Origin of the sequence: Chondromyces apiculatus DSM 436, from assembly GCF_000601485.1 — a bacterium.
Taxonomy (GTDB): Bacteria; Myxococcota_A; Polyangia; order Polyangiales; family Polyangiaceae; genus Chondromyces; species Chondromyces apiculatus.
Genome location: NZ_ASRX01000027.1, coordinates 1 through 17,039, shown reverse-complemented (window position 1 = coordinate 17,039; position 17,039 = coordinate 1). Strand labels below are relative to the sequence as shown.

15 protein-coding genes and 1 pseudogene are annotated in these 17,039 nt (G+C 71.9%); 10 read left to right on the top strand and 6 right to left on the bottom strand.

Translation table 11 applies throughout. The features are described 5' to 3' along the window. Nucleotides 1-108 precede the first annotated feature (108 nt). The 5 genes from CAP_RS18665 to CAP_RS18645 all read left to right on the top strand — a co-directional run bounded on the left by CAP_RS18665 (nt 109) and on the right by CAP_RS18645 (nt 8,156). Nucleotides 109-2,208: a LodA/GoxA family CTQ-dependent oxidase gene (locus tag CAP_RS18665; protein WP_052375483.1), complete on the top strand. Its 2,100-nt coding sequence runs from the start codon at nt 109-111 to the stop codon at nt 2,206-2,208. Next, entirely contained in the window at nt 2,208-3,440 is a 1,233-nt protein-coding gene (locus CAP_RS18660) for an NAD(P)/FAD-dependent oxidoreductase (protein WP_044242878.1), read from the top strand. The genes CAP_RS18665 and CAP_RS18660 overlap by 1 nt, the downstream gene beginning before the upstream one ends. Nucleotides 3,441-4,402: 962 nt before the next feature. Continuing rightward, complete coding sequence (locus CAP_RS18655) at nt 4,403-6,472, top strand: membrane dipeptidase (RefSeq protein WP_044242877.1); 2,070 nt, start codon at nt 4,403-4,405, stop codon at nt 6,470-6,472. Between the two features lie 127 nt (nt 6,473-6,599). After that, a complete protein-coding gene (locus CAP_RS18650; RefSeq protein ID WP_052375482.1) occupies nt 6,600-7,157 on the top strand; it encodes a P-loop nucleotide/nucleoside kinase family protein in 558 nt (185 codons plus the stop codon). Nucleotides 7,158-7,466: 309 nt separating this feature from the next. Next, on the top strand, nt 7,467-8,156 hold the full coding sequence (locus CAP_RS18645; protein WP_044242876.1) for a site-2 protease family protein: 690 nt from the start codon (nt 7,467-7,469) through the stop codon (nt 8,154-8,156). 61 nt (nt 8,157-8,217) lie between these two features. Here the strand turns inward: CAP_RS18645 and CAP_RS18640 are convergent, their stop codons facing one another. Together CAP_RS18640 and CAP_RS18635 are read right to left on the bottom strand one after the other, a co-directional pair. Further along, nucleotides 8,218-8,937, bottom strand: a complete 720-nt coding sequence (locus CAP_RS18640) for a glutathione S-transferase family protein (RefSeq protein ID WP_044242875.1) — start codon at nt 8,935-8,937, stop codon at nt 8,218-8,220. A gap of 106 nt (nt 8,938-9,043) precedes the next feature. Next, nucleotides 9,044-9,763 carry a glutathione S-transferase family protein gene (locus CAP_RS18635; protein WP_044242874.1) on the bottom strand — a complete coding sequence of 240 codons (720 nt, stop codon included), beginning with the start codon at nt 9,761-9,763 and terminating at the stop codon, nt 9,044-9,046. Nucleotides 9,764-10,040: 277 nt separating this feature from the next. On the opposite strand from CAP_RS18635, the gene CAP_RS18630 reads away from it, so the two are divergent. The 4 genes from CAP_RS18630 to CAP_RS48245 all read left to right on the top strand — a co-directional run bounded on the left by CAP_RS18630 (nt 10,041) and on the right by CAP_RS48245 (nt 13,605). Then, on the top strand, nt 10,041-10,634 hold the full coding sequence (locus tag CAP_RS18630) for a hypothetical protein (protein ID WP_044242873.1): 594 nt from the start codon (nt 10,041-10,043) through the stop codon (nt 10,632-10,634). A gap of 241 nt (nt 10,635-10,875) precedes the next feature. Further along, nucleotides 10,876-11,292 carry a class I SAM-dependent methyltransferase gene (locus tag CAP_RS18625; RefSeq protein ID WP_052375481.1) on the top strand — a complete coding sequence of 139 codons (417 nt, stop codon included), beginning with the start codon at nt 10,876-10,878 and terminating at the stop codon, nt 11,290-11,292. A gap of 322 nt (nt 11,293-11,614) precedes the next feature. After that, nucleotides 11,615-13,105: an alginate export family protein gene (locus CAP_RS18620; RefSeq protein WP_197041246.1), complete on the top strand. Its 1,491-nt coding sequence runs from the start codon at nt 11,615-11,617 to the stop codon at nt 13,103-13,105. A gap of 83 nt (nt 13,106-13,188) precedes the next feature. Next, nucleotides 13,189-13,605 carry a helix-turn-helix domain-containing protein gene (locus CAP_RS48245; RefSeq protein ID WP_197041245.1) on the top strand — a complete coding sequence of 139 codons (417 nt, stop codon included), beginning with the start codon at nt 13,189-13,191 and terminating at the stop codon, nt 13,603-13,605. On the opposite strand, the gene CAP_RS44925 is transcribed toward CAP_RS48245, so the two are convergent. Further along, on the bottom strand, nt 13,547-14,290 hold the full coding sequence (locus tag CAP_RS44925; RefSeq protein WP_052375479.1) for a hypothetical protein: 744 nt from the start codon (nt 14,288-14,290) through the stop codon (nt 13,547-13,549). The genes CAP_RS48245 and CAP_RS44925 overlap by 59 nt on opposite strands. Before the next feature lie 197 nt (nt 14,291-14,487). Here CAP_RS44925 and CAP_RS18610 point away from each other — a divergent pair, with 197 nt between their 5' ends. Next, complete coding sequence (locus CAP_RS18610; RefSeq protein WP_156040926.1) at nt 14,488-14,868, top strand: hypothetical protein; 381 nt, start codon at nt 14,488-14,490, stop codon at nt 14,866-14,868. Here the strand turns inward: CAP_RS18610 and CAP_RS54995 are convergent. From CAP_RS54995 to CAP_RS52390, 3 genes and pseudogenes are all read right to left on the bottom strand, one after another. Then, nucleotides 14,849-15,562, bottom strand: coding sequence for a YkgJ family cysteine cluster protein (locus CAP_RS54995; RefSeq protein WP_052375478.1), 714 nt, complete (start codon nt 15,560-15,562; stop codon nt 14,849-14,851). The genes CAP_RS18610 and CAP_RS54995 overlap by 20 nt on opposite strands. 81 nt (nt 15,563-15,643) lie before the next feature. Then, nucleotides 15,644-16,639, bottom strand: a complete 996-nt coding sequence (locus CAP_RS18600) for an Lcl C-terminal domain-containing protein (protein ID WP_044242871.1) — start codon at nt 16,637-16,639, stop codon at nt 15,644-15,646. A gap of 10 nt (nt 16,640-16,649) precedes the next feature. Beyond that, nucleotides 16,650-17,039 (bottom strand): annotated as a pseudogene (locus CAP_RS52390) (hypothetical protein); the annotation flags it as partial.

The following is a 17,039-nucleotide window of genomic DNA, read 5'->3' as shown; positions in this document are numbered from 1 at the left end:
CGCGAGGGGGGAGGCGCGGCTGGCACGCGGTCTGCATCGCAAGGCACCACGTCGACGGCGCAGAACCTCCCGCGTCGTCCTCGCCGCTGACCCTCACCAGGAGCCTTCATGGGCACGTCCGACATCGTCCGTTACGCCATCCACCCCGCCCTCGGCATCGCCCGCCTCGGCAATGCCCCCCTCTCCAGCGATCCGCAGGATCCGCAATCGCAGGACGAGGGCTACTACATCGCCTCCGACATCCCGGGCGTCGCGGCCTCCCCGAAGGGCGGGTTCAAGACCCCCGACGGCAAGATCAAGCGTGGCGCGGCGCGCTTCCGCGTCTTCGGTTACGACGCGAGCGGCAACGTCGTCCAGGAGATCACCTCGGCGGACGCCGAGATCACCTGGCGGGTCCACGTCGCGAACCGCAAATCGGCCTGGTACAGGTTCTACAACGCCCTCGACCTCCAGGACGCCGCGCTCGTCACCACCCACCGCAACGCCGACATCCAGGGCCCGCAGCGCCAGCAGCTCGTCATCGACCCCGGCGTCCGCGCCATCTCCGGGGCCCTCCAGAGCGGCCGGCAGTACCGCTTCGACTCCGGCTTCATCCGCTTCCCGGACGCGCCCGACAACACCGTCAACGTCTACCTCGGCGAGCTGCGCACCGACGACGCGGGCAGGCTCCTCTTCCTCGGCGGCGTCGGCAACTCGGGCTCCGTGTACGAGGTCGCCCCCTCCACCTTCGCCAACAACGACGGCTGGTACGACGACAGCTCCGACGGCACCGTACGCGCCACCCTCACCATCGGCGGCCGCACCGTCGAGGCCGAGCCCGCGATGGTCGCCGTGGCCCCGCCCAACTACGCGCCCGGCATCTTCCCCGTGGTCACCATGTGGGACGTCGTCCACGACCTCCACGTGCGCAGCGGCTGGGTGAAGGGCCCGGAGCAGATCGTCTTCTGGGAGCACATCTACCCCATCTTCTCGCGCCTCGTGGACAACCAGTGGGTCAACGACGGCATCTTCATCCTCTTCGGCGCGGGCTCTCCGAGTGACCTCACCAGCCGCGACCTGCTCACCAAGCTCTCGAACCCCTCCGAGGCCTTCAAGGACCTCCGCGCCCGCCTCTTCGCGTGGTTCCGCAAGCCCGACGCCCCGCTCTCCGCGCCCCAGCCGGACGCCTTGCCCCCCTTCTACGGCGACGGCTACGCCGAGTTCCGGGGCAAGGACGTCGCCGACCTCACCGTGACCGCGACCCAGTACCAGTGGCTCTCGCGGTGGTCGGCCGGCGACTTCGTCACCGGCGAGCCGACCACCCCCCCGGCTTCCATCGACGACGTCCCGCTCGCCCAGCGCCCCTCCACCATCGACCGCGCCCCCCTCGAAGAGTGCCTCGGCGGCCCCTTCCACCCTGGCATCGAGATGACCTGGACCATGCGCGTCCCGCAGATGTGGCAGCCTGGATCCCCCGCGACCAGCGCCACCAGCGCCACCAGCGCCACCAGCGCCACCAGCGCCTCGCCCTTCCCCTACCGCCTCCGCATCCTCCCCGAGGACCAGCCCCCGCGCGACGACTACGGCGCCGCCCTCACCCAGGCCATGGTCCTCGCCGCGGACGGCCCGCTCTCCGGCAGCGGCCCCGGCACGCTCACCCGCTGGCAGGGCGTCCCCTGGCAGACCGACGAAGCAAGCTGCCTCGCCGGCTACGACCTCTCCACCTACCTCTCCTTGCCCTCGTTCTGGGCCGCGCGCGTCCCCAACACCGTCCTCAGCGAGCACGCCTACGCCCGCCTCCTCGACCAGAACCAGCCCACTTTCCAGCGGGTGAAGCACCTCTCGTACCGCCAGTTCTGGCTCCGCGACATCGACGGCACGAGCCAGGAGCGCCGCCAGCGCATGGTCACCGCGTGGGACAAGATGGGCATCGTCACGGAGCAGCCCGCGCCTGCCGATCACGAGGCCCTTGGCGTCCCGGCCCGCTTCTGGGTCGAGACTGGCCGTGACCCGTCGTTCGTGGTCAACGACCCCACCTGGAACCAGGTGGTCATCGCCGAGAGCTGGACGCGCATCACCAACCCCACCGCGCCCGGCGCCCCGCCCACTCCCTCCACTGCGCCCGAGCTCATGGAGCTCCTCCCCGCCGTCCACCCCTCCGCCTCCGTGGAGCCCGAGGACGTCATCGGCCACCCCCTGCGCCGCCAGCGCGACCGCGGGTCGATCTGATGCTCACGGAACGCCGCGCCGTCGTCGTGGGAGGCGGCCCCGCAGGCGCGGTGGCTGCCCTCGTCCTCTCCCGGCGCGGCGTCCGCACCACCGTCCTGGAGGCCCGCCCCGAGCCTTCGTCCAGGCCTGGTGAGTGCCTCCCTCCCAGCCTCACCCCCCTGCTCCGCCACCTCGGCCTGGAGGACCTCCTCGCCCAGGACGGCCACCTCCGCGCCCACGGCCACCGCTTCGTCTGGGGCTCCCCGCGCCCCGGCGAGCGCCCCTTCTTCTCCGGCCTCCGCGGCGACGGCTGGCACCTCGACCGCCGCGCCTTCGAGGCCCGCCTCATCGAGCGCGCCCGGGCCGCCGGCGTTGATTTTCGCGCCGGCCACCGCCTCGACCGCGTGGCCCGCGACGGCGACGGCTGGCACCTCGAGGTGACCTCCCCGGAGGGCGCCCGCACCACGCTCGCCGCCGACGTCCTCGCCGACGCCACCGGCCGCGCCTCCAGCGTCGCCCGTCGCCTCGGCGCCCAGCGCGTCCGCTACGACCGCCTCGTCGGCGTCACCGCACGCGTCACCAGGCGCGTCACCGGGCGCATCACCGCGCGCGTCGCAGCGCCCACCGCAGCGCCGGTCGCCGCACCTGCTGCAGCGCCTCTCGCGGCCCGCCCCGAGCACGCGGCCGACACCTTCACCCTCGTCGAGGCCACCCCGGCCGGCTGGTGGTACTCGGCCCTCCTCGCCGACGGCACCCTCGCCGTAGCCTTCATGACCGACGCCGACCTCCTCCCCCGCGACCTCGCCACCGGCGACCCTGCCGCCTTCCTGCGTGCCCTCCACGACGCCCCGGAGACCCGCCGCCGCGTCTCGGCCCAGGGCGACCGCCTCGCCGCGCCTCCCCAGCCCCTCTCCGCCGACACCTCGCGCCTCACCCGTGTCGCGGGCGACGGCTGGCTCGCCCTCGGCGACGCCGCCGCCGCCTACGACCCGCTCTCCTCGCACGGCATCGGCTCCGCCATGGGCTCCGGCTACTACGCCGGCCACGCCCTCGCCGACGTCCTCGCCGGCCGCGACGACGCCGTGACCACGTACCTCTCCCTCCTCCAGAACGCCTACGGCGCCTACCTCGACCTCCAGCGCCAGCACTACGCCCTGGAGCGCCGCTTCCTCGACGCCCCCTTCTGGCGCCGCCGCCACGCCCCCGCCTACTGCCTCGATCCCCTCGACGCCCGCCACGGCACCGCCGCCTGAACGAGCGCCTCCGGCGCCTCGACGAGCGCCCCGCTCATCGCGAAGGCCCACGGGGCCGCCATGCACGCCGGCAGCGCGGTCCCTCGCCGCCCGACAACCCTGCCAAGCGTACCCCGCTCCCGGATGCCTCCCACCGCCGGCCGTGCCTGCCCACGGGCCGTGGAACCAGCCTTCTGGAGAGAAGGGCAGGGATGGATGGCCCTCATTCACACGGCAGGGGCACGCGCCCCCGTCGCCTCGGGAAGCGCACACTGTCCCCGGCCGCATGTACCAGGGGTGGGCGGAGCCGTTGGCGGCGACGGCGGGAGGTCCCGTGAGGTGCGCTGTCAGTGAGGTGCGCTGTGGGTGGGACCAGCGCCTGGTTGACGATGCGGCCTCCAAGCCTCTCCTTGGTGCGGTGCAGAGATCTCCTCCTGCGGCGCCGAGACCGCACGTCCTCGCAGAGGAGTCCGACCAAGCCGCGCGTCTGGAGAGCTGCCGGGAATCCCGTCGTCCTGCACATGGCAACGGTAGCCTCCTTACCCAGGAGAGACCCCCGCGGAGAGTGGTTTCTGGCGCTGCTGAAGAAAACCGGAATCGCCACGCCATGAGGGTGATGCCTCTCGGCGATGCGGCGCAGAGATCCCTCCAGGCGGTATGGAGTCCTCGGGCTGCATGGGAAGCGCGATCGGAAAGGCGCCATTGCGACGCCGTCACGATTGCAGCTAGACCTGTCCCGGCATTTCCAGACCCGGGGATCCACGCGTCCGATTCCGCCACCCATGCAATGGCGTCGTGAGCGCGGAAGCCGCGCACATCAGCCCGTCACTTGCTGACTTTCACAATGCTGCATGTTACGTCGACCCACCTCCGCGCCGCGTCGCGTGCCGTCGCCCGTCCTCGCCTCCGGCGCGTGACGCGCCTCTGCGCCGCGCGTGTGCACCACCAGGCGCGCCGCCCTCTCCCATGCCACCCGGGTGACCATGCTCCGTTCCCTCTCCATTGCCTCTCTCCTCCTCGCCTTTGCGATGTCTCCCCTCGGATGCGGTGTCGATCCCGACGCCCCGCCCGACGCCGCCGAGGAAGGGCTGGACGAGCGCGAGCCCGATTCCGAAGCCGTGGGCGAGGCCGATCTCGCCGCCGGCACCGCGGTCACCGGCTTCGCCGAGCTGCACCACCACATGATGGCCGAGGAGGCCTTCGGCGGCGGCTGGTTCCACGGCAGCCACACCGGCTCGCTCACCGATTGCGACGGCGGCATGCCTCCCAGCGACCACGCCCGCGTCAAGCAGGACCTCGGCAACCTCCTCGACCTCTGCCCCGACAACGCCAGCGTCGATCTCAGCGGCGTCCCCCTCCTCAACCAGATGTTCTGGGTCGGCGGCGCCGCTGCTTCCGAGGTCATCGGCCAGACCGATGGCACCGAGGGCGACACCGGCCTCCACCTCGGCCGCACCCACGCCATCACCGACTGGCCGCGCTGGGACACCCTGGCGCACCAGCAGTCGTGGGAGGGCTGGATGCGCAGCGCCCACGACCGCGGCATGAACCTCGTCGTCGTCTCCGCGGTCAGCAATGCCTTCCTCTGCAGCCTCCTGCCCGAGCAGAACCGCACCCGCGCCTGCGACGAGATGGTCGACGCCGAGCTGCAGATCCAGATGGTCCACAACTTCGTCGCCCAGCGCTCCTCCTGGGTCGAGGTCGCGCTCTCGCCCGCGCACGCGCGCCAGATCATCCAGGCTGGCAAGCTCGCGATCGTGCTCTCCATCGAGGTCAGCAACCTCTTCGGCACCCGCGACGCCGTCTCCGAGCTGAACCGCTTCCACAACCTGGGCGTGCGCACCTTGCAGCCCGTGCACCAGCTCGACAACCGCTTCGGCGGCGCCGCGCTCCACAACCCCATCTTCCAGATCGCCCAGTTCACCCAGAACTGCCACGTCGACACCGACTGCGGCATCACCACCGACACCGTGACCCTCGGCTTCGACGTCGACGCGAGCTGCCGCAACGTCAAGGGCCTCACTGCCGAGGGCAAGGCGCTCGTCCAGGCGATGATGACCAAGGGCATGCTCGTCGACCTCGCCCACCTCTCCGAGCGCGGCATCCAGGACGCCTACGTCATCGCCCAGCAGAACGCCTACTACCCGCTCTACCTCTCGCACGGGCACTTCCGCGAGATCATGGCCCCGAAGCACGCCGCCCACGAGAAGACCACCCCGGCCTGGGTGGTGCAGATGCTCCGCCGCACCGGCGGCATGTTCGGCCTGCGCACCGCCCACGAGGAGACGCGCACGTACACCCGCACCAGCGTCGCCAACACCTGCCAGGGCTCCAGCCGCTCCTTCGCCCAGGCTTACGAGCTCGGTCGCATCGGCCTCAAGGTCCCCATGGCCTTCGGCGCCGACATGAACGGCTTCATCCAGCAGGTGCGTCCCCGCTTCGGCGAGGACGGCGCCTGCTCCGCCACCTTCCAGGCCGAGGCCGACGCCCAGGCCCGCGCCCAGGAGGTCTCCGGCCCCGCCCCGCTCAACACCGAGTTCGACAAGAAGGGCCTCGCCCACATCGGCCTCCTGCCCGACCTCCTCGACGACCTCGATCACCTCGGCGCCCCCACCGCCTCCCTGCGCAACTCCGCCGAGACCTTCATCCGCATGTGGGAGCGCGCCGCGGGCCTCCGCTCCGGCATGGCCGACGCTGCCAACGACGTCGACACGAGCGGCATCGCCGCCTACGTCCCCCGCGAGACGCGCGAGGCCACCTACCCCGTGCAGTGCGGCAAGGCCTACGCCCCCTCGTCGAAGGCCCTCGGCGAGACCTGCCGCTTCGACGCCGAGTGCGTGACCGGCGACTGCTCGTCGTCTCCCTGCACCAACCTGAGCGGCACCTGCCTGTGCACCACCGACGCCCAGTGCGGCTCCGGCAAGTACTGCGGCTGGGGCACCAACACCGGCCTGTGCCAGCCCAAGAAGGCCGCTGGCGCCGCCTGCGTCTACGGCCGCGAGTGCACCTCCAACCAGTGCGCCATCACCTGGACCGGCCCCCGCTGCAAATGACGCCCGGCGAGGCCCACCGCCGCCTCGCGCTCCGGCTCAGGGCCTCGCGCCCTTGAACGATGCCCGGCGAGGCCCCCTGCGGCCTTGCGCTCCGCGTCAGGGATGAACAACAAAGGAGCGCTGGCCCGTGCCCGTGAGCGACGACGTCGTGGCGACCCTGCTCCGCCACCCCGAGCCGGGCACGGTCTGCATGCTGTGCGGGGTCGCGGGCTCCGGGAAGACCACCCTCGCCACCCGCCTCGAAGCCCGCGGGTACACCCGCCTCTCGAAGGACGAGGAGATCTGGGAGCGCTTCGGCCGCTACGGCATCGACTACGACCCCGCGGCCTACCCGGCGCTTCAGGAGGCCGCCGATGCCCGCCTGCACGCGCGCCTCGTCGCGCTGCTCACCGCGCGCGCCCCGGTGGTGCTCGACTACAGCTTCTGGCAGCGCGCCGACCGCGAGGCGACCAAGGCCCTGATCGAGGCGCACGGGTGCCGCTGGGTGCTCCTGGTCCTCCAGGTCGACCCCGACACCCTGCGCGCGCGGCTGCGGGTGCGAAGCCAGCGCTTCGACGCCAACGCGGCGTTCCCCATCACCGAGGCGCTGCTCACCCGCTACCTCGATGGCTTCGAGCGCCCAGAGGGCGAAGGCGAGCACGTCCTCGTCGCCTCCGACGCCTGGCTGCAAGCGCTCGGGTGCTGATCGGCGGCGGGCCAGGAGGCATCGCACCCCAGGGGTTGCGTGCTGCGCCCCGCAACTCCCGTGTGCCAGCTCACCGCGTCCACTCCCGGAAAAGCGGGCGGAGGGTCCGAGGGCAACATCGGCGAGGTGGAAACTGGTCCGAGGCCGTCGTCGGCAAGGTGGCGGAGGGTCCGAGGGCAACATCGGCGAGGTGGCGGAGGGTCCGAGGGCAACATCGGCGAGGTGGCGGAGGGTCCGAGGGCAACATCGGCGAGGTGGTGGAGGGCTGGGGGCCTTCAAGCGTCGCGATGGAACGGCTAACAGGCCGGGGTGCCCTTCGTCGTCCTCGGTCTGGCGAGCGTGTTGCTGGTGGTCGTCCACATCTCGGTGATGGCCATCGCGGGCCACCTGCTCGGGGTGGTGGTGCGGGAGGTCTCCTACGGCGTGGGGCCGGTGGTGCTGGCGCGGGGGCCGGTCCGGGTGAGGGCGCTGCCGCTCGGAGGGTCGGTCCTGTTCAAGACCGTCCGCGACGAGGCGGGGAAGGCGTCCGACACCGCGGCGCCGCCGGATCCCGCGGGGGCGCTCGATCACCGGCCGCTCGCGGTGCAGCTCCTGGTCATGCTCGCGGGGTCTCTCGCGCTGATCGCGCTGGCGGTGGCGCTGCGGCCCGCCGAGGGTCTGGGCTCCGTGGCGCGCGGGTTCGCGCAGGCCGCCGCGGGCGCGCTGGGGCCGCTATCCACGGCGCAGCGGCTGCTCGACGCGGCGTTCGCGCTCGCCATGACCCAGGGCTTCGTCGCGGTGGTGGGCGTCCTCGCGGCCAAGATCGCGGCCCTGAACCTGCTGCCGCTGCCGATGCTGAACGGCGGTCAGGCGCTCCTCGCGCTGCTGCGCGGGGGCCGCTCCGCGCTGCCCCGCTGGCAGGACGTGCTGCACAAGGTGCTCATCCTGCCCTCGCTGGCGTTCGGGCTGTCGTGGATGGTGGCGGGAGCGTACTTCCTGGTGCGGACGCTGCGCGGATGAACGCGGCGGGCGACGGGCGGCGGGCGGCGGGCAGGTCAGCGACCTTCCCGCCTTCAGCGCTTCAGCGCGGCGCCTCCCAGGGGAACTCGGGGTAGAACTGCCGCATCATCCGGGCGGCGTAGGCGACGAGGGTGGGGTAGCCCTCGGTACACCGGCGCAGGGGCGAGTCGAAGAACGGGCTGAGGATGCCGGAGAGCAAGGCGAAGGCGATGGCGTCGACGCCGACGGGCTTGTCCCCGAAGAGGTAGGGCTTGTCGCCGAGCAGCACCTCGAGGGCGTCGAGGGAGCGGGCCCCGAGCGCGACGACCTCCTCGTCGGTGTGGCGGGCGATGCCGATGGCGCGGAGGCCCTGGCGCACCTCGTTCTGCAGCCCCTCGATGGCCTCCTCGCGGGCCTCCTCGGGGACGCCGTCGAGGAAGTGGGCAGGGCCCTTCCGGTAGTTCTCGTCGATGAGCCAGCGCGCGTGGGCCACCGCGCCGCAGAAGTGGTTCTCCAGCATGCGCTCGATGGCCCACGCCTCGGCGCGCTCCCGCTTGCCGAGGCCCGCGTCGAGGTCCTTGCCGTACTTCTTCTCCAGGTGCTCGCGGATGAAGTAGGAGTCGGCGATGCGGGTGCCGTCGTCGTCGATGAAGGGGACCTGGCCCTTGGGCGAGTCGTCGGGCATCGCCGTGACCTTCTGGTAGGGCACGCCCATCATCTTGAGCTGGACCTCGGTCTTGGTGACGAAGGGGCTGTACTCCGGAACGCCGAACATGGGCATGCTGCCGTGAAGGATGATCATCGGTGCGCTGTCTCCTGGGAGTCCGTGCTGGACCTGACCAGGAGGGGTCTACTGCACCCGGACTGACAGCTCCATGTCAGGCTTGTGGCGCGCCTGCCAGGGTGGCTCAGGAGGGCGTCTCCCAGGGGTGCTCCGGGTAGAACTGCCGCATCATCCGGGCGGTGTAGGCGACCAGGTTGGGGAAGCTCTCGGCACAGCGGCGCAGGGGTGAGTCGAAGAAGGGGGCGAGGATGGCGGCGAGCATGCCGAAGGCCGAGGCGTCGACGCCCACCGGGTGGTCGCCGAAGAGGTAGGGCTTGTCGCCGAGCACCACGGAGAGGGCCTCCAGGGAGCGGCGCGAGAGCGCGAGGATCTCCTCGTCGGTGTGCCGGGTGATGCCGGTGCCGTGCAGGGACTTGCGCACGCCGTCCTGCATCGTCGCCCGGACCTGCGGGCGCGCCTCCTCGGGGATGCCCGGGGCGAGGAGGGCGAAGGCCTTCTCGAAGTTCGCGGGGATGAGCCAGCGGGAGTAGACCATGGCGGCGGAGAGCGGGCCCTCGATCATGCGCTCGATGGCCCAGGCCTCGGCGCGCTGCCGGGCATCGAGGCCCTGGTCGAGGTCCTTGCCGTGCTTCTCCTCGACGTGGACGCGGATGAAGTGGGAGTCGGCGATGCGGGTGCCGTCGTCGTCGACGAAGGGGATCTGGCCCTTTGGAGAGTCCGTGGGCATGGCGTTCCGGGTGGTGAAGGGCAAGCCCATCATCCGGAGCTGGACCTCGGTCTTGGTGACATATGGGCTGCCCACGGGGAGGCCAAACAGGGGCGTGCTGCCGTGAACGGTGATCATGGGGGTGTCCTCTCCTCGGGTCATTGCGCTCGTCGCGGTCGTCGCGCTCGTCGCGATCGGTCGCGCTCCGGCGTGACTGCGACAGGAGGGCTGTACCTCATCCGGGCCGGCGGAACACCCGGTCGCGCTCCCTGCGGCGGCACCTCGGGGATGTGATGGAGGCGTGATGGAGAGGCGAGGGGGTGGCGGGCCCGTGACGGGGTCGCGGCGCGGCGCCCGGGGTTCGGCTCCTGTTTCCATGCGGGCCCGGGAGCCCTATGCTGCAGAGCGTCCACCCATGTCTCCCGAGTGCACGACCTCGATGTTCCTGGGGTTTCTGCCGAAGCTCATGGCGGCGCGCACGTCGTGGCTCGCGTGCCCTCGGGTGGAGGAGATCGGGAGCGCGAGCGAGTGCGTGTCGCGGGGCCCTCCCGACCGGATCGAGCGCTGGGAGCACAACGAGGCCGGGCTCTACGACACGGAAGAAGAGGCGATGGCCATGGTGCCGCCCGGGACCGAGGGCACGTACACGATGTTCGCGTTTCGCGCTGCCCCGGTGGTGTTCCAGGAGGGAGAAGAGCACCCGTTCGCGCCATGGGCCGAGCGGCTCGCGCCACCCCCGGAGGCGGAGCTGTCGGATTACGAGGTGCTGGGGTTCGACGCGGTGGGCTTCGGAGACGGGGGGTTCTTCGAGTGCTCGCCGCTGTCGTGCAACGGCGTCGCGACGACGGTGGAGGTGAACCGGTTCTGCCTGGTGGCGTCGCTGGAGGAGGCGTGGGCGCTGGCGCAGGATTTCTCGCGCGGCGGGGGCACGGTGGAGCCGGCGTGGGGCTACCTGGTGGTGGAGGTGCTGCGGCGGAAGGAAGGGAAGGGGCGGGGCGGCGGGGGGTGAAAAGGAAGAGACAGGGGTGAGGTGGGGCGCGCTCGGAGCCGAGAGGAGGCAGGGAGAGAAGGCTCCTTGGGGGGCGCTCAGAGCGAGTCGATGAAGAGCTTCAAGCTGCGGTTCCGCGTGGCGCATGCTGAGAGGCGCTTCCGATCACGGAAGTCCACGGTCAGCTTTGCAAGGTTTCCGGGGGCTGCTAGCGCAGGAGAGAGAGGGACATGGGGTAGGAGAGGGGCACGGGGAGGGAAAGGTGGACCTCATCGTGTGCCTGGGCGACACGCTGACCCACCTGCCGGACGTGGGGGCCGTCGAGGGGCTCTTCGAGGACGTGAGGGCGTGCCTCGGGGAGGGAGGGGTGTTCGTGGCGACGTTCCGCGATTACGTGACGGCGCCGCTCCAGGGGGAGAAGCGGTTCATTCCGGTGCGCGGTGATGAGGACCGGATCCTCACCTGCGTTCTGGAGTACGGGGAGGCGACGGTGACGGTGCACGATGTGCTGCACGAGCGGCGGGGCGTGGCGTGGCAGCTCCGCGTCAGCAGCTACCCGAAGCTGCGCCTCGCGCCAGCGTGGGTAGTGGAGGCGCTCGCGGCGCGCGGGTTCGCGGTGCAGCAGGAGGCAGGGCCGGGCGGAATGGTGCGGGTGGTCGCGCGGCACACGGGGCGGTGACCTCCGGGGGCCATCTCGTGAGCGGATGACCATCATCGCCGGATTGCCCGTTCACGAGGTGCGCGCGCGGCCGCATGATGCTTCTCGGAGTTGCTGATCACGGCCGCGGAGTGAGCCCGGTGGGGCCACTGCGCGGCGGAGGGATCGGCGCTCCCGAGCCGCGCGCGAGGGCACCTGGGGGTGCTCCATCGCCGGAGATCTGCCCGCGTTCCCGCCGTGATCGGCGGCCGCGCAAGGTGCGCGCCGCAAGGAGACATCTGTGCTGTTCGGAACCGACGTTCGCGCTGTCTCGCGGTGCTCCAAGATCGCGTCAGCGCTTCTGGTGAGCCTGAGTCTGGGGTCGCTGGTGAGCGCCGCCCGCGCGCAGTCGAGCAGCACCCAGGCGAGCCTCACCGAGCCCGGCAGCGCGGCAGCGAGCGGCACGGCATCCGGCAGCGGGGCGTCGGGCAGCGGGACGTCGGGCAATGGGCAGGCCTCGGTCACCGTGTCGCGCCGGAAGTACAAGCCGCTGCGCGACGACGAGAGCTGGGCCTGGCTGCGGGAGGCGCAGGCGACCGGGGATCTATGGGACCCGCTGAAGTACGTGCCCCTGTCCCGGCGGGAGGGGGTGTTCCTCACGTTCGGCGGGGAGGTCCGGCAGTGGGTCGAGGGGTATCACCACGAGCAGTGGGGCCAGACCGGGGAGGCCGTGAGCGTGTCCTGGCTGCAGCGGTACATGCTCCACGCGGACGCGCACCTCACGCCGTACGCGCGCGCGTTCGTGCAGCTCAAGAGCGGCATCGAGGTGGGGAGGAAAGGGGGGCCCAGGCCGCCCGACGAGGATCTCCTCGACATCAACCAGGCGTACGTGGATGCCGTCGCCATCCCGGGGGCCTCGCCGGACGCGGAGCCGAAGCTCCTGGCGCGCATCGGGCGGCAGGAGATGAGCTACGGCAGCGGGCGGTTCGTCGACGTACGCGAGGGGCCGAACGTGAGGTTCGGGCACGACGGGGTCCGGATCATCGCGCGTCCTGGACCGGTGCGCGTCGATGCGTTTGCGGTGCGGCCGCAGCTCACGAAGCCTGGCGTGTTCGACGACGCGACCAGCACGAGCCAGGCCCTGTGGGGGGTCTATGGGACGCTGGCGCTCGACCAGCTCGTGGTCGACACCTACTACCTGGGCGTTCACCGGACGCCGTTCAGGTACCAGCGGATCAGCGGGGACGAGGAGCGGCACACCTTCGGCGCGCGCGCCCGCGCCAAGCTCACGGTCGCCGAGGTCGAGGTCGAGGGCGCGTACCAGCTCGGAGCGATCGGGGGGACGCCCATCTCGGCCTGGACGCTGGCGATGGAGGCCGTGCTGCGGGGCGCGGAGCTGCCGCTGAAGCCGGCGATGACCTGGGGGTTCGGGGTGACGAGCGGGGACCGCGGGCCGAGGAGCACGTCGCTCGGTACGTTCAACCCGCTGTTCCCGCGGGGGGCTTACTTCGGGCTGGTGTCGGCGAACGGCCCGGAAAACAACGTCTCGCCCCACGTGGCGCTGGCGCTGGCGCTGCCGGCCGATCTCTCGGTCTCCGGGGAGGTGTGGGCGTTCTGGCGTCAGAGCCTGGAGGACGGCATCTACAACGTGCCAGGCGCGCTGCTGCGCCCGGGGACGCCCCGCCAGGCGCGCTACGTGGGGACGCAGGTCCAGGGGTTCGTCTCCTGGCAGGCTGATCGTCACCTCTCGTTCACAGGGACGCTCGCGGTGTTCGACACCGGCGCGTTCTTCGACACCAGCGCGCCAGGCGAGGACATCGTCTACGGCGCGACCTGGGCAACCTACAAGTTCTGAGGGGGATGGCGATGGCGCGTCCGTACTCCCGGGCAGAGGTCTGCGTTGGGGATGGATCTCCAGGCGCCGTGGAGGCCGCGTCCATGGCGGGACCCACGCCTGGACCCTCGCAGGCCAGGGGGCCATCGAGCGCGGAGCGGATCCGCGCGCTCCTGCACGCGCGGGTGGGCGAGGCGCTGACGCTCGACGAGATTGCCCGGGAGGTCTCGCTGAGCCGCGCCTATGTGGTGCACTCGTTCAAGCGGGCCTTCGGGGTCACGCCGTACGAGTACCTGATGCACCTGCGCGTGGGTCGCGCGCGCGACCTGCTCGGCCAAGGGGTGCGGGCCGCGGAGGTCGCTCAGGCGTGCGGTTTCTACGATCAGAGCCACCTGAACCGGTGGTTCCGGAAGGTCCTGGGCGTGACGCCAGGAGCGTATGCAGCCCGCGCGCGCGAGGCGCCTACTTCCCGTGTGCCGCGGCCACGCCGAGCGGGATGGCCTTCTTCACCGCGTCGATGAAGGCCGGGCCCGCTTCGTAGGTGACGTGCTTGAGGGCGAGGGGCTTCTTCGGATCGGCGCGATCGGCGCGCTGGGCGGCGAGGAACTCGGAGAGGGCGCCCTCGACGAAGGCCTTGGCGACGTCCTCGGCAGGCAGCGTGGTCACGCCTTGATCGCGGGCGATGGGGGCGTACGCCATCTCCACGACGCCCGCCTTCAGCGTCTCGCGCATGGCTGCGCGGCCCACTTCCTTGACGCGTTCGAGGGAGAACTCCGCGCGGGGGCCCCAGGCGATGACGAGCAAGCGAGAGGCCTTGATGGATGCCGGCGTCGGCTCGACGAGCAAGGTCTTGAGCGGCTCCTTCCCGTAGCCCTGCTTGGTGCGCGCCTCCGCGACGAAGGCCGCCACCTCGGTGGCCGGGCTGATGAGCTGCTCACCGGCCTCGTAGGAGAAGACCGAGACGATCTGGAGCGGGACTTCCTTGGTGAGCGGGCCGATCATCTCCGCCTCGAAGACGGGCTCCGAGGCCTGGGCTGCCGCGGGCTCGGCGGCCGTCGGCGGGGCGGACGCGCCCTCGGGGGCGGGGGCCATCCCTTGGTCGGCAGGCGTGTCGCTCGGCGCCGTGCTCCCGCCACAGGCGATGAGCAGCGAGGCGAGGGCTCCGAGGATGCTCGGCTTCAGCGAACGTCGAAGGTGCAGGGGCATCGGGGTGATCTCCGTCGTGTGCCGCGGTTCTTACACCACGTATCGCGGCTCGCCTTGGACCACGTTGCGCTGCCCCGCGCTTCGCCCGTGCGGGGCGGCGGTGCGCCCTGGACCACGTTGCGCTGCCCCGCGCTTCGCCCGTGCGGGGCGGCGGTGCGCCCTGACACTGCACGGGGCGACGGGCTATAGGCGTGGCCGTGGAGACGCTCGACGACCTCGCCGCCTTGGTGCTGGAGACCTTCGAGGCGCTGCGCGCAGGCGCCCCGGCGACGCAGCCGCTCGGTGCTCGCCGGGAAGGCGCGGTGGTGTGGGTGAGCGGCGCGCAAGCGCAGGTGGGCATCGATCTCCTCGAGCTGCAGCGTGAGTGCGGCGGGCAGCCCGACCTGCGCGAGCGCGTCCGGGCGTGGGTGGGCGAGGTTCTCGTGTCGGCGATCGTCCTCGACGAGGGGGCGCGGGAGCCCGCCCTCGGGGGCGACAAGGTGGCGGTGTTCGTCAAGCCCGAGACGCCCGCGCTGCACGAGCGGGGACTCGTCTACGAGGCGCTGCTTGAGCGCCGCACTACCGGCGGGCGGGCGTGAAGACGGCGTCGCCGGAGAGCCAGCGGGCGCCGGCGTCGGGGGTGTCGAGGGCGAGGAGGAGGCCGGCTTCGAGGTGGTGGCCTTCGGGGGGGAGGCCGGCCTCGGCGAGGGCCTGGTCGTAGCCGTCTTCGACGGCGTCGTGGGCGCGGTCGAGGGCGGGGTTCAGGAGAGGCTCGGCGTCGGGATCGCCGGCGAAGGCGTCGCGGCAAGGCGTGGCCGATGCGGAGTGGAAGGCGCGGCAGCGGAGGGGGCGGACCTCGTGGATGGTGCAGCGGCCGGCGTCGTCGAGGAGGGCGCAGGGGATGCGGGCGGTCCAGCGGGCGTCGTCGTCGAGGGGGGCGACGCGGGCGACATGGGCAGCGAGGCGGGCGCGGAGGTCGGCGAGGGCCGGGGGGGACCAGGTGCTGCGGAGGTGCTCGGCGATGGCGAGCAGCTCGGGGACGGTGGCGTCGGCGTGGACGTGGCAGCAGTGGGAGCAGCCAGCGGCGCAGGCGGGGACGGGACCGGTGGAGGAGGCGAGGGCACGCTGTCCCTCGGCGTCGATGGCGGCATGGGCGCAGCAGGCGGCGGCGGTGAGGTCGGCAGCGGTGAGGCCGGAGGCGGTGGGGTCGGGGGTGAGGAGGGCGGCGATCTCGGCGCGCACGCGGGCGCGGGTGTCATGGTGTCGGCTGTGGAGCAGCTTGAGCGCGCGCACGGGGGCGGGGAGCTGGGGTGGAGGGAGCGGAGGGGACGTCGACGAGCGCGGGGCGGGAGCGGGGGGCGCGGGTGGAGAGGGTCAGCGGACGCAGCGGACGCTCTTCGGGGCAGCGGGAGCGCCGTTGAGGCCGGTGCCGTCGGTGGGGAAGGAGTGGACCTCGCCGTTGAAGAAGCTGACCACCCAGGTTTGCAAGGGGTTGGCAGCGTCCGTGGTGGAGGTCCAGTAGTAGTCGTTGGAGCCGTCGAAGCGCGGGTCGTAGGCGCTGGTGCTCTTCGTGGACTCGTCGACGATGGTCTGCAGCTCGGCGATGGTGGGGAGGCGCCAGCCGCCACCGGCGAGGGGGAGGGCGGCGCAGCGCGCCTCGGCTTCGGCGAGCGTGGGGACCTCGGCGTTGGTGCCGAAGGTGCGCTCCCAGCGGAGGCCGGTCTCGCGATCGAGGTAGACGGTGTCTCCCTCCTCGGCGGTGTAGCGGTCGGGACAGGCCGCGGCGGTGGTGCTGGGGACCTCGAGGCCATCGAGGCGCACGCAGAGGCTCTGGAAGAGGTTCTCGGGCTTGTTGTGATCGACGGAGCTGACGTTGCCGGTGCTGGTCTCGACGGTGAGCACGTACGTATCCAGGAACTCGTCGGGCCCGAGCTGGAGGGTCTTGCCGACGGGGAAGGACGAGGTCCAGAAGGGGAGGCTGCCGTCGACGAGGAAGGTGTCGGTGTCGATGGGGACCACAAGTTTGTAGTCGAGCAAGGAGAGCAGCTCGATGCGGGTGGGCAGGCGGTAGCTGCCCTCGTCGTCGAAGCTGAGCGCCTCGCAGGCGGCGCTGGCGTCGGCGTGGGTCATCGCGGCCTGCGGGGAGCGGGTCCAGCGCAGGTGGGTCAGCGGGTCGAGGGCGGTGTCCTGGGTGGTCTCGTAGTCCTGCGCGGAGCCAGGGACCCAGTGGGCCCAGGTCGCGTCACAGAGGGCGAGGCCAGGTTCGATGCCGAGGATGTCGGTGCAGCCGAGGGCGCTCACGGTGGCGAGAGCGGCGAGGGCGGCGAGGGCGGCAGGGGCGAGGGCGGCGGGGGGCTTCGAGGGTGTCACCGGTGCTCTCCTAGAAGGTGACGCGGGCCTGGATGGAGCCGAGGCCGAGGGAGACCTGGGTGCGCGGCCCGCCCTGCGCGCTCTTCTCGTCCGATGTCTTCGTCGGGCTGGGGGCCGTGGCGAAGAGGACGACGCCGCCTGCGAGGACGGCGCCGCCGACGATGAAGAGGACGGTCGAGACGTCGCCGGCGCCGCTGGCATCTTCGCGGAGCTGCCGGCCAGTGGGATCGCAGCGGTTCGCGTCGTCGCAGTGGCCGTCGTTGCTCTCGCTCTGGCTGCCCATGGCGCTGGCGCCGAAGTAGGAGCCGACGCCGAGGGTGGCGAGGCCGGCGACGCCGACGGCAGTGCCGATGATGCGCTGGGTGCTCCAGAACGGGGTGGGGGGCGTGGTGGGGGTGGG